9 protein-coding genes are annotated in these 12,780 nt (G+C 44.5%); 5 read left to right on the top strand and 4 right to left on the bottom strand.

What is annotated here, in order from left to right:
• Positions 1–148: 148 nt before the first annotated feature.
• From NH399_RS06070 to NH399_RS06060, 3 genes are all read right to left on the bottom strand, one after another.
• On the bottom strand, positions 149–1,066 hold the full coding sequence (locus NH399_RS06070; RefSeq protein WP_253037808.1) for a GGDEF domain-containing protein: 918 nt from the start codon (positions 1,064–1,066) through the stop codon (positions 149–151).
• A gap of 256 nt (positions 1,067–1,322) precedes the next feature.
• Positions 1,323–2,060, bottom strand: coding sequence for a YciK family oxidoreductase (locus NH399_RS06065; protein WP_253037807.1), 738 nt, complete (start codon positions 2,058–2,060; stop codon positions 1,323–1,325).
• Positions 2,061–2,182: 122 nt separating this feature from the next.
• A complete protein-coding gene (locus tag NH399_RS06060) occupies positions 2,183–4,258 on the bottom strand; it encodes a winged helix-turn-helix domain-containing protein (protein WP_253037806.1) in 2,076 nt (691 codons plus the stop codon).
• An 83-nt stretch (positions 4,259–4,341) separates the two neighbouring features.
• Between NH399_RS06060 and NH399_RS06055 the strand changes: the two genes are divergently transcribed.
• Positions 4,342–5,715, top strand: coding sequence for a hypothetical protein (locus NH399_RS06055; RefSeq protein ID WP_253037805.1), 1,374 nt, complete (start codon positions 4,342–4,344; stop codon positions 5,713–5,715).
• A gap of 155 nt (positions 5,716–5,870) precedes the next feature.
• On the opposite strand, the gene NH399_RS06050 is transcribed toward NH399_RS06055, so the two are convergent.
• Positions 5,871–6,584: a hypothetical protein gene (locus NH399_RS06050; protein WP_253037804.1), complete on the bottom strand. Its 714-nt coding sequence runs from the start codon at positions 6,582–6,584 to the stop codon at positions 5,871–5,873.
• A gap of 217 nt (positions 6,585–6,801) precedes the next feature.
• Between NH399_RS06050 and pdsR the strand changes: the two genes are divergently transcribed.
• From pdsR to NH399_RS06030, 4 genes are all read left to right on the top strand, one after another.
• Entirely contained in the window at positions 6,802–7,491 is a 690-nt protein-coding gene (gene pdsR / locus NH399_RS06045) for a proteobacterial dedicated sortase system response regulator (protein WP_253037803.1), read from the top strand.
• Between the two features lie 84 nt (positions 7,492–7,575).
• Positions 7,576–9,597, top strand: coding sequence for an ATP-binding protein (locus NH399_RS25840; protein WP_253037802.1), 2,022 nt, complete (start codon positions 7,576–7,578; stop codon positions 9,595–9,597).
• Positions 9,598–10,115: 518 nt separating this feature from the next.
• Positions 10,116–11,294, top strand: a complete 1,179-nt coding sequence (locus NH399_RS06035) for a serine protease (protein ID WP_253037801.1) — start codon at positions 10,116–10,118, stop codon at positions 11,292–11,294.
• A 258-nt stretch (positions 11,295–11,552) separates the two neighbouring features.
• On the top strand, positions 11,553–12,749 hold the full coding sequence (locus tag NH399_RS06030; RefSeq protein ID WP_253037800.1) for an amino acid aminotransferase: 1,197 nt from the start codon (positions 11,553–11,555) through the stop codon (positions 12,747–12,749).
• Positions 12,750–12,780 lie beyond the last annotated feature (31 nt).

Here is a 12,780-nt window from a genome sequence, read left to right as displayed (position 1 = left end):
AAAGCTGAATAAGGCAGGAAATTCTAATAAAACGGACGACTTTTAAACAGAAAAAGCCGAGTTGTTAACGAGCGTTACTTAAGCAACTCAGCTTGTGATGATTGTGAGAGAAAGAATTAAAGACGATGTACCGTTTAAGCAGGTGCCGTTATGCCGCTTTTACCTGATTACGACCATCGTGTTTGGCTTGATACAGAGCTTGGTCAGCGCGATGAAATAAAGTGCTGGCACTTTCACCATGTTGAAACTCAGAAACGCCGATACTTACGGTGACCGGAATGGTCTGCTCCATGATATTTACAACGGCGGCGGCTATCTTGCTACGAATTCTTTCGGCGATGGTATGAGCGGCATCAGAATGAGTATTGGTCATTAAAATAACAAACTCTTCTCCACCATAACGAAAAGCCAGGTCACTTTTGCGTACTTGTGCATTGAGCATCTGAGCGACTTTTTTAAGCACCTGATCACCTACCAGGTGTCCGTAGTCATCGTTAATGCGCTTAAAAAAGTCGATATCAACGACCAACATGGATAGCGGCGTTTTATGGCGATCGGCACGATAAACTTCTGTTTCTACCGCGTGATCGTAAGCGCCACGATTACCTAGTTGAGTGAGAGGATCTTGATGCGCCATCTGCACTGCATTGTGGTATAAGAGCGCGTTGCGTAAAGGATAAATCAATTGCTCTAATAACAGCTCCAGTCGCATTAACTCTTTTTCTGTAAAATTGCGCTCGCTAGAACATTCAACCACACCGAGGTTTTCTCCATCAAGCTGGAGTTGGTAGTGGCAAAGGTTCTGGTGCTTATCTCCGTGATAAAAAAACAGCCCATGTTGATCATTTCGATAGGCCACGCTTTCACAGGGGACGATATAAGAAGCTTGCTCACAAAAAGTGGTGAGCATTAAGTCCAGATCCAGTGTTCTTTGTAATAAAAGCGATAATTTTTGGCTGGCCTCACAAAGCTCCGCATCTGAAGACTGCTTTAAATAAGGCGCGATGTATTCCACAACACCTGCTTCTACGACATCAATGGTTTTGGGAGTTGCCACGTTTTTCATAAATCTCATCACTTTAAACAGCTAAGCTAAGGGTATGATAAGGTATTAGCGAATTGTGTGCCAACTTAGCGATACTAAAAAAACAGCTTCTAAAACATAGAGTTGGAAAAGGAAATTTTTTGGTCAAAAAATTAAGGTCAATTTTTTGACTGAAAAATACGGTTAAAAAGTGTTCTGGTTTTCCGCTGTATTCAAAAAAATGACGCTGTCCCGGCAACGGCGGCACAAGATTGCCGTTGCCATCAGCGAGTAATTATTAGGCGTCGATGCGCTGGCCGTGGACCTCTGCGCTATCGGCCCCCATTAAATAAAGGTAGAGGGGCATTATTTCAGCCGGGGTTTTTACCGTCATGGGATCTTCTACTGGGTAAGCTTTAGCACGCATTTTGGTTCTTGTTGCGCCCGGATTGATGGTGTTAACCCGTATATTTGACTTCTCTAGCTCGTCTGCCAGTACTTGAGCAAAGCCTTCGGTAGCAAATTTTGAGACAGAATAAGCACCCCAAAAAGCGCGTCCCTTGTTGCCAACACCAGAGCTGGTAAAGATAACTGAGGCGGCTGGAGATTGACGCAAGGCCGGTAACAGGGCTTTGGTCAAAAAGAAGGTGGCGTTAACATTGACCTGCATAATGTTGAGCCAGTGTTCGTCGTTGTAGCTGTCGATAGGTGAAAGCTGACCCAGTTGGCTGGCATTATGGAGCAGGCCGTCAAGGCGACCAAATTCAGAGAGAATTTTTTCACCGATTTGTTGCGCCTGTTCTATTGAAAGGTTTAACAGGTTGACGGGAATGATAGCTGGTTGTGGGCCGCCTTGAGCTTCGATTTCATCATACACTTGCTCAAGTTTTTCGGTGGTTCGTCCCAGAAGGATAACCGTTGCACCATGTTTGGCATAGGTCAGAGCGGCTGATTTGCCAATGCCATCGCCAGCACCTGTAATCAGAATCACCTTGTCTTTAAGTAAGTCGTCGGCAGCTTGGTAATTTTCTATCATTGTTGTTCTACGTCAGATCAGTTTGAGCCGCATTGTAACTGATTGTGAGTCAATGGAGTAGCAGGAGTTCTACACACTGTGGGATTGTGCTAGCTTTTTTCTCCATTTGAGGGATGAGTTGTTTAAAGTGCATTGGCCATCTCAGAATGAAGCAGATCAATATCGGAATCTTCTCGAGTAATTCGGGCATACCATATCTGTTGCTTATCTCTCGATAGTTTTAATCCAGAAAAATAAAGCAGGTTATTCAATGGCAACTGCTTTACTTCACTGTTGCTTGCACGGCTGTGTTGAATCAGTAGCGATCCATGTTGGAAGTCACGTTTGACCCAAAAAATATCGGTGTTGGTAACCGCCCAGTTGGCTTCGTCAAATACTGCCAGTTGTTGTAACACTTGCTGTTCCTGAGATTGGTTTTGCAACCAGAGCCCCGTCTGGTTGGCCTTGGTATAAAACAGGGAGCCATCAGCGGATATTTTGACGACTTTACCGCCTTGCTGAGTGACTTTTTGCAGTTCTTGACTGATGGGAGACCAACGCCATATCTGCCAATCACCAGAGCGAGTTGAGCCAAAATATAATTCGCCAGAGACAGGATGCCAGAATGGAGCGTAGGCATTTTTTAAGGGTTGTGGCTGCGTGAGGCGCTGAGTGTCCAGGTTATATAGATACACACTATAACCCTTGGCTTCGGCGACAGAAAAAGCAATCTCTCGGCTATCTGGCGACCAATCAAAAGACAATATCCAGGGGCCATTAAACTGCGTTAGCTGATGGTACTCTGAGCCTTTTTGTAACCACAGCTCGGCGGTGCCACTGCGGTCCGATATAAAAGCTGTGGCTTTGTTGTCTGGTGCCTGCTGAGCCTGCCAGTTCATTTGTTTGTCCGCGATGATGTTTAGTTCTGTGCCATCGTGGGCTAGTGCTACGACTTCGCTGTTTTCGGTCCAACGTTCGAGTGCAATGGTATGTTGAGCATTAATGGATATTTCATCGCCGTTAGGCAAAGCACTGTGTATATTCTTGGGCTCCCACTTTGATAGGGGCGTCTGCCATAAGAAAAAAGGGCCGCGTCGATTAGAAGTAAAAAACAGAGAACGGTTATCGGCTGCGAAAGCCAGGCCATGAACTTTAGTATGCTCCTTGCTGAGCCTTTTCCAGGGAGCGTTTATGGGGAATGAATTGAGGTAAATATCTTCAACGCCCGGCAGCGGAGATAATGTTACGGCGATTTGTTGGCCATCAGCACTTAGCGCCAGATCATCAACGCCCACTCCTGATTGAATATTGATGACCTGTTGAGTCAGAGTGGGAAGGTGCAATCTATTGAGCCGACCTGGAGCCATCGGGTGTTGGCGATCAATATACAATAACTCCTGTCCATCGGCGGCCCAGCTCATATCATAGACACCTTGGGGCTGACAGCTCGCCAGTTTTTTCTCTGGACCACCAATCAGTGGAACTGTCCAGATTTCACATTGTTGAGTTGCGGTAATACGGGCAAAAGCAATGCGTTTTTGATCCGGCGAAAATGTGGGTTGGTGATCATAAAACTCACCGGTGGTGAGTTGTTGAATACCTTCATCGGTGAGTGACTTTACATAAATAGCCATGCCATTTTGGTGAGAGCGAGCATAAGTGAGCCAGTGTCCTGACTGGCTGAGATTGGGGTACCTTTCCTTCGCCTCGCTGGCCAGTAAAATGCTCCTCTCCCAGTTTTTTTCTTGATCAACAGGAAGCCACTGACTTAGAAGCAGGAGTAAAAACGTTACCAAAGCAACGGATATGGCGACCACTCGATAGTGTCGGCTGAGAAGCGAGGGAGGAGTCTCTTGAGTTACCGTGATCTGATTAAGGCGGTAGCCTTGTTTGGCGATGGTCTCTATTGAAAGCCCTAACTCTGGGTGTTGCTTAAAGTGTTTGCGCAGAATTGAAATGCAGCGAGTAATAGCATCATCGCTGACTACTTGGTCCTTCCAGACTGCCGTTATGAGTTGCTCCCGGATCACCACTTCACCAGAAACCGTAGCAAGGCAATGAAGCACTCGGATGACTTTGGGCTCAAGTTTAATCTGACCATCTTTAAAGTAGAGTGTGTTGTCACTAAGAGAAAGGCGGCAATAGTTGAGTGATAGTTCGTGGCTGTTGGATGTTTTTACATCAATGGCAGAGTTCAATGCGGGATCCTTGGCATTCATCAGAAAATCATCGGACTTTCCTCAGGTAAATTAAGCCTTGGTTTTCATAGTCTTACGACTTCATTGATGAAACGAGGTCGAAAATGAAAACCTTCTTAATATTTTGCTTATCTTTATCTATTTGTTTGTTCATTTCCAGTAGTTTTGCCGCATCTTTTATCGAGGGAGAGCTTCCGCGTAGAGCTGATCTGGGTTTTTCTCCGGTTATTGAGGATCAACAGCTTGTCATTCGACGAGTAAAGTCGGGGTCGCTCGCTGAAAAGTCGGGAGTAAAAGATGGCGATGTGATTGTGGGAATGACGGCGAAGGGCCAGACCTGGTCATTTGCGAACTCTAACGCCGAACAGTTGCTGGATGCCCAAACTTGCTTGTGGCGAGTGCCTGGTGGCAAGCCTCTTAAACTGACAATTAAAAGGAAAGGCAAGACCAAAGTGCTGAGCTGGGTACCCGATAAGCAACCTTTAGAAAAGATCGAGAAGGTCGATAGTTATTATGACAGCTTGGTAACTCGTGGGGGTAGTCACCTGAGAACCATCGTCTCGGTACCCGAAAAGAAAAAACAGAAACTGCCCGCCATTTTCTTTGTGCAATGGGTGTCCTGTGGTTCCATAGAATATCATCCTCGTAGCGCTTCTCGTGAATTGTTTGCTCAATTGCTACACAGTTCGGGGCGTGCTTTGGTGAGAGTGGATCGAGCGGCTAGCGGTGATAGTCAGGGGCCAGCCTGCCATCAGTTAGGTTATGACCGTGAATTACAGGATTATGTTGACGCCTTTAAAAAGTTAAGCCTGCACCCGATGGTCGATAAACAACGTATTATTATCTGGGGATCCAGCTTGGGCTCCACTTTAGCTCCGCTTATTGCCGTCCAGTTACAGAAGGAAGGTGTGCCTGTTGAAGGTGTCATGATTCAGGGAGGCGGAGCTGTTACTTATCTCGAAAGGATGTTGGCCTTTGATCGTATTTATCTTGAACGTCGCACTCAAGTAGCACCTGAGAGCATTCATCAGCAAATGTTGGATCGCCATCAGTTTCAGTATGAATATTTGGTGATGGGTAAACATCCTGATGACATCGCCAGTCAATCGCCTGCTATGAAAGCGGTCCGCAATGACATATTGGGGATGAATCAAAGCACCCACTACGGAAGACCTTATCTGTGGCATCAACAAGCTGCAAAACATAACTTTTTAGCTGCGTGGCATCAGCTAGAGGTTCCGGTACTGGTGGTCTTTAACGAGTTTGATCAATTTGAGTCAGAGCATGGTCATCGAATGATAGTGGATATGATTAACCGCTGGCGACCTGGTTCTGCAACCTTTGTAAAGCAGACGGGTATCGGACACAGCCAATATCGTTACTCATCGATTGAGCAGGCATATCAGTTTAAAGAAGGAAGTAAGGCGACTTCATCGTTTTCTGGTCATTTAAGCCAGTGGTTAAAACGATTTGATTAACTCTTAATGTTATTAAAGGGTGCCAGTTTCTATACCCAAAGCATTTCAAGGTGCAGGTAATCCCCTGAGCTTAGCTTTACTAAGTGATTGGGGTGAGTGCGCGCAGCGCTGCAACTTGAACATCAGCGCTGCAACTTGAAAGGCGACGGGTATAACTACCAGGGAAGGTAACAATGAACTAATTTGCGGATAGGGCTGGGTTCATACATTTCGGTTTGCCATTGTGTGTTCTTTCGGTTACAAGCTAACCAAAGCTTAATTTGCTTAAAGTATTGAGCCAATGGTTCTGATCTAGCCAGTGTTTGATTTTTGTACCAAGTGTGGTAGTCAGCATCAAACTTGGATAAATCCGTCGAAGCCATCGTTTGCTTCAATGGACTAAGGATTGAGCCTGGCATAATAAAAAGAGCCGAGCGAAGTAGCCAGTATTGTCCGAGTTTTTCCCATCGGTCAGTCTCAGCTTGGAATGAGCTGGGCGTAAGTGCCTGGGCGATCAATTGGCCCGTCATAGCTTCAAATTCCTGGCGTGTCGAATGCGAGGTTGATTGAGCGTGACTTGAGGATATTTGAGAGGCTAGCCAAAGCTCTGCCTGCGTAAGCCAATCTCGATTATATTGAGAGTCAGGTAATGCTTTTAATAGAGGATGTTGAGCTGACTCTTGAGACCACTGTGTACTTTGTTGGCACCACCATTGAAATTGAGCGGTGACTACCTGACTTTCGTTGGATTTAGTTGCCAATTGCAACCAGAGCTTGAGCAGAGAGAGGCGAATAATCGCGTCAGTGTCTTTTTTGTTGCGTAAAAAACAATAGTAGAAGTCGTCACCAATAGGAATATGTTCTGTCAAACAGTGTTCAATGATATCCATCCCTTAGTTTGGTCCTATTGTTAACTATCGGTGACAAAGGCTAAGCCTAGCGAAAAAGTGTGGATGACACCAGCTGTAGATAAGTCAGGGGAGTGATATTCCCAAAAAAAACAGATTCTGGTAAATTGCGTTGATAGAGTAGTAGGTGGTTTTTAGCGTCTGTGGTGTGGACGCTTCGTGTTCCAGATTTCAAAAAATTGAGGGTTGTGTTGGTATTATGGCAAAACGTATTGTTTTGGTCGAAGACGAACAGGTCATTCGCGAAAATTATGTATCGGCTTTTCGTAAATATGGTTACGAAGTGATGGCCTATGCTTCGGTAGAAGAAGCTGAGCGTGGTTTTCAAACTCGTTTGCCTGATTTGGCGATTCTGGATGTAGGACTGGGGGATGAACCAGAAGGCGGCTTTAAGCTTTGTCAGCAACTTCGCCAGCAGTCGAATTCTTTGCCGATCATGTTTTTAACAGCTTTGGATAGTGACTTTGATGTTATTTCTGGGTTGCGACTCGGTGCTGACGATTATGTGACCAAAGATATCAGCTTGCCACATTTGATGGCTCGAATTGCTGCTTTATTGCGTCGGGTCTCGGCGTTACAGTCGGAGCCAACCGAGAGCGAAATCATTGAGTTTGATAGTCTAAAGATTGATGTTGAACGCATTAAAATTTATTGGCAGCAACAGCCTGTGGAGCTTACATTAACCGAGTTTTGGATGGTTCATGCGTTAGCAAAGAATCCTGGACATGTTAAAACCCGTGACCAGTTAATGGAAACGGCCAATGTTGTTGTAGACGACACAACCATTACTTCTCATATCAAACGTATCCGTAAGAAGTTTATCAAGATCGACTCAGCCTTCGATTGTATTGATACGGTTTACGGTATGGGCTATCGCTGGAAGAGCTAACTGGGGCATTTGACTCAGACACAATAGAGACAGCCAAGCAAAGATAAACAGGCCCCAAGTTTTTTATCAAGAGAGTAATTATCTGTGAAACGTTTCTGGACCTTAAGACGAAAATTAATATTATTCTCTTTGGCGCTGATCTCCATTCCTCTGGCAGGCATCAGCCTGTTGCAGCAAATTGAGCGCATTCTTGTTGAAAATTTGCAGCAACACTTGCAAGGGTATGCTCAGTCCATTGCATTTTCTTTAACACAACAAAAAGCACTTTTTTCTCGAGACGTGCTCGGAAGCGAAGCGTCGCAGTCGGGGTTTTATGTTTCTACATTACCACAACCTTTAGATATTGATGGTTACCATGATGATTGGTTTGCGGTCAGTGATTTTACTAAACGCTATCGCAATGAATCTTTGTCTTTATCGGTAATGACTGGTACACGAGGAGATAGCTTTAGCTTGATGATTGATGTTGAAGTGCCAAGCATTGGCTATCGACAAACTCATGATCTTGATGCTTTAAGTGACCAAGTGGTTGTTCGTCTAATAAACCAGAAAGGCGAGCACTATGAACTCAAGTTTGCACCTCTTGCTCCGGGTAAAGTCAATCCTTCTATTCGTAGCGATGCTCAGCAAAATGTGTGGGTGAGTGATGCTAAGTGGCAAGAAACCAATACGGGCTATGGGCTTGAGATCAAATTGCCTATATTCCAACAGTGGCAAGCGCTGGGCGTTGCTGTTTTCCATCCTGATGGTCAATCGAGTACTGTGCAAACCGTCAGTAGCTTCGAACAACAACTGAATCCTTTGATATGGCCTTCACAGGCTCTTGAGGCTCAACTAAAGCAATTAAATTCGCGCAATGCTCGGCGCATCTGGGTGCTGGATGCTAAAGGGCGTTTGCTTGCTCGTGCAGGAAATGTAAAAAGTGATTTGCCCTTGCAGCGAGTGAATCCCATTATTAACTTTTTATTTGCGCCACCACCGGGCGACTTTAATGATCCCCGAGCTCGTTCTATTGCTTTGTCTATGCCAGCTGTGCAACAAGCCTTAGAAGGTCAAAGCCAGTTAGATCTCGAGCCCGTTGCGGGGCAAACTTTGGCAATAGCTCTAGCGAGTGTGCCTGTGATAGCCGATGGTGCCGTTATTGGGGTTGTGGTAGTAGAAGAAACCGTTGCGGCTATTCAGATGGTGCAACGAGAAGCGCTTAACGTTTTTGTTAATACCTCCCTGCTTATGATTCTAATGGTGATTGTGGTGGCTATTATTATTGCTACTCGTTTTACTCATAGAATTACACGACTCAACCAATCGGTGAATGAATCTGTGGATGAGTATGGGCGTGTTATTAACATCATTGATGCCGATAAAACAAAAGATGAAATTGGAGAGCTTGGTCGTTCTTTTGAATCGATGAGCGTTCGCCTGACGGAATATCATGATTATCTGGAAAAGCTGGCATCGCGACTTTCTCATGAGCTAAGAACGCCCGTTGCTATGGTGCGATCATCTATCGATAACATTGCATTGTCTCATCAAGAAGAGTTAAGTCAGCCAATCAATAATGCTTTATCTGGTATCCAACGGATGAGTGGCATCATTAACCGAATGAAAGAAGCAGCTCGAGTTGAGCAAAGTATCTTTGCTTCACAGCGAGCTGAAATTGATCTAAAAGAATTTTGTCACCAGTATGTTGATGCTTACGGACAGATGAACCCAGATTGGAGTTTTGAAGTTATCTTAACAGGAGAGTTAAACGCTATCGAAAGTTCTCCTGAATTAATGGCTCAGTTATTGGATAAATTATTTTCTAATGCTATGGATTTTGCCGAATCATCCAGTGTCATTCGACTTTATGTTGAGCACAATAATGACCACATTGAAGTGGCGGTAGAGAATCGAGGTCCGGCTTTGCCCGATGTCGACACTAAAGAACTATTTGCTTCTATGGTTACTTTACGAGATCCCAAATATCGCCAACCTGAACAAGTGAATATGGGATTAGGTCTCTACATAGTGCGCTTGATTGCAGAGTATCATGGCGGTGATTATTTTGCTTATAACACAGAAGATGCCACCGGAGTGCGAGTGGGTATTCGTTTTTCTCGCTGATGATAGTTGGTGACAATATCTGACTTTACCGATATCGCCACATTTTATTATGAAATGAAATAATACTTTCACTTCAAGCTCTTATTAAGACTTCTTATTGAGATATATCGCAATTATTAGAATGCTTATTACTAAGCGAAATAGTTACATAGATTAATTAGATCTATCTCATTTTAGGGGTAGATATTAGATGAGATGATCATGAGCAAAAAGCTTACACGACAAATCGTGGTTGTCTGTTGTATCTGCTCACGAGCTTTTGTTTAATAGTGACCCAAGGAATTGAGATAACGTTAAGGACGATCGTAGGTAGCGAATGGAGTCGCTGATGTTGGGTAATAGCGGAAAGCTAAAAGAATAAATGACTGACTACCTTTGTCTTTTTCACTCTTTTTTATGGTTTGAAGATTTGCCTCGTGATTGGCTGTTCACGTCGCAAAACAGGGATACATGATGCTGTTTATCATCTATCTAACCTAACGCTCAATCAAGAGCTAAATAATGAAGGAGAAAGGAAGATGGGAACCAATTATTCATTGTCGCAGGCTTGGCGTTTTAATCCGTCTCAATGGGCACGCCAGAGTGGTTTGTTAGTGGCTGCTGTGCTATGCCAGTTTGTTGCTGTCGAAGCAACTGCGAAAGAAGAAATGGTGAGAACGTCTTTTGGCGAAGTCGTGGTGAAGCATAATCAAGATAGAGGCAAAGGCGTTCTATCGCAGAACAGTGCCATCAATCCATTTGCTACTCGTGCGCAAAGAGCTGCCATAGAGGCCTTATCATGGAACGAAAGCAGCCCAGCTCCAGTAGGTACAAAACAACTAGAAGCGCCAACCATGAATTTGCCTAATGGTGATTCGATGGGAGGACAACCCGAAGCTGACGCCAACCAGCGCGCGCAAATTGAATTTGCTGATGCCTGGGCATTTATCGAAGAGCAGGATCGTATCGCTGCAAAAAATCAACAATCGCCGATAGATGCATTGGATGGGACTCACGGCATTTTCACTCGTTATGCGGGTAACCTATATTCACAGATGTGGAAATATGCGCCATTTAATAAGATTGGCAAGTTGTACTTTAAAACCCCTTCTGGTGGCAGCTCTTACTGTACGGCCAATGTGATCAGTAGCACTGGGCATATTGCAACGGCTGCACACTGTATATACACCCGTGGACAGGGATTTAACAATAGTTTCAGCTTTGTTCCTGCCGACCGTTATGGCGCAGCACCTTACGGTAGTTTTGGCTGGTCTTCTGCCACAGTGTTGAATGACTGGATTAATGTGGGTGATCGTAAGTCGGATCTGGGCATCATCAAGCTGGCCAACAACGCTTCAGGTATTCCTGTTACTTCTTACGTTGGCTGGTTAGGTAAGTCCTGGAACTATGGTTACACTCAGCACATGCATTCTTTTGGTTATGCCAGTAATCTGAGCACACAATATACTAATATCTGTGCCGCTCAGAGTTTTTACTCTGGTACCGAAGGAACTAACGTTTTGGTTAAAGGTTGTGATATGACCTACGGCTCCAGTGGTGGTGGTTGGTTACGTAACTTCCTACCTTATTCTCATGGTGGCAACTATGTGAATGGTGTAGTGAGTGGCCCACATATTGGTGGATTTGGTAATACCTATGTAGGCCCTCGTTTTAGCAGTTATAACATTGTTGCACTGTGTAACGTGCAGGGCTGCTAGCTCTAAACCTCATGGCCGTCTTGGCGGTCATGAGTCTCTTCTTTGACTATTTTCTCTCTTAATTTTCTGAATTTTCACTAAACTTACCGATGACTGCTCTGATGATCGGGATTATTCTCTTTTTATTATAAGTGGTGACTGGCTTAACCCGCTGCAAAAGCGTTACAATCCGCTCATTCAATTATGAGTGGTTGATGTTGCCAAGAGCATATTTGTTAGCTACTTTTTATCCGTTTGTATGAACTATGGAGTCGAATAATGTTTGACCGTTTTGAGGCATTACCTGCTGATGCGTTGTTGGGTTTGATTGTTGCTTATCGAGATGATCCAAATCCTCAAAAGGTAGATTTAGGTGTGGGTGTTTACCGTGACGAAGAGGGTAACACTCCGATTATGTCCGCTATTCAAAAAGCTGCGGCCAAACATTTGGAAACAGAAGACTCAAAAACCTATATTGGCCCGGTCGGCGTTGCCGGTTTTGTTGATGGAATTAAATCATTGGTGTTTGGCAATGGTTCGCCTATCGTTGCTGATAACCGCATTGCTGCGATTCAAACTCCGGGTGGATGTGGTGCGTTGCGCGTGGGCAGCGAGTTATTAAATCGTGATGCTCAGGATTTAACCGTTTGGGTGAGTGATCCAACTTGGGCGAATCATGAGCCTTTGATTGGTTCTGCGGGTCTTAAAATCCAGTCTTATCCTTACTTTGATAAAGCAACCGGTGGCGTTAAGTTTGAGCAGATGGATGAACAGTTGGCCAAGCTTGGACCTAATGATGTTGTGTTGTTACACGGCTGCTGTCATAACCCGACTGGTGCTGATTTATCATTTGAGCAATGGCAGCAAATTACTGCTCGTGCAGAAAAGCAAGGATTTATTCCTTTCGTTGATATTGCTTATCAAGGCTTGGGCGATGGCCTTGAAGAAGATGTCAAAGGCTTCCGTTATCTGGCAGAGCGAGTACCCGAATTAGTACTGGCAACGTCGTGTTCGAAGAACTTTGGTTTGTATCGTGAAAGAACTGGTGGCTTGATGGTACAAACAGCTAACGCAACACAGGCGACGGCTATTCAAACTCAAATTCAGGATGTCGCTCGTGCGAACTATTCTATGTCACCTGCTTACGGTGGTTATCTGGTTGAAGCTGTGTTGCAAGATGATAGCTTACGTCAAGAGTGGATGACTGAGTTGGATGCTATGGCGACACGGGTTAAATCATTACGTGAAGGTTTGGTTGAGAAGCTAGCCCAGCGTGGTGTGAGCAAAGACTTTAGCTTTATTCGTGAACAAAAAGGGATGTTCAGTTTCTTAGGTATTTCTAAAGAGCAGGTTCATGAGTTAAAAGACAAGTACAGCATCTATATGGCAGACTCTAGCCGTATTAATGTGGCGGGTTTAAGTACTAGCTGCTTAGATTATGTTGCTGATGCTTTGACAGCTGTTATCGATGGTTAGTAGTTGTTTTATCGTTATATAAAAAAGGCTG

Source organism: Pleionea sp. CnH1-48 (assembly GCF_024124665.1).
Lineage (GTDB): Bacteria > Pseudomonadota > Gammaproteobacteria > Enterobacterales > Kangiellaceae > JAMXSB01.
This window is presented reverse-complemented; position numbering and strand designations above follow the sequence as displayed.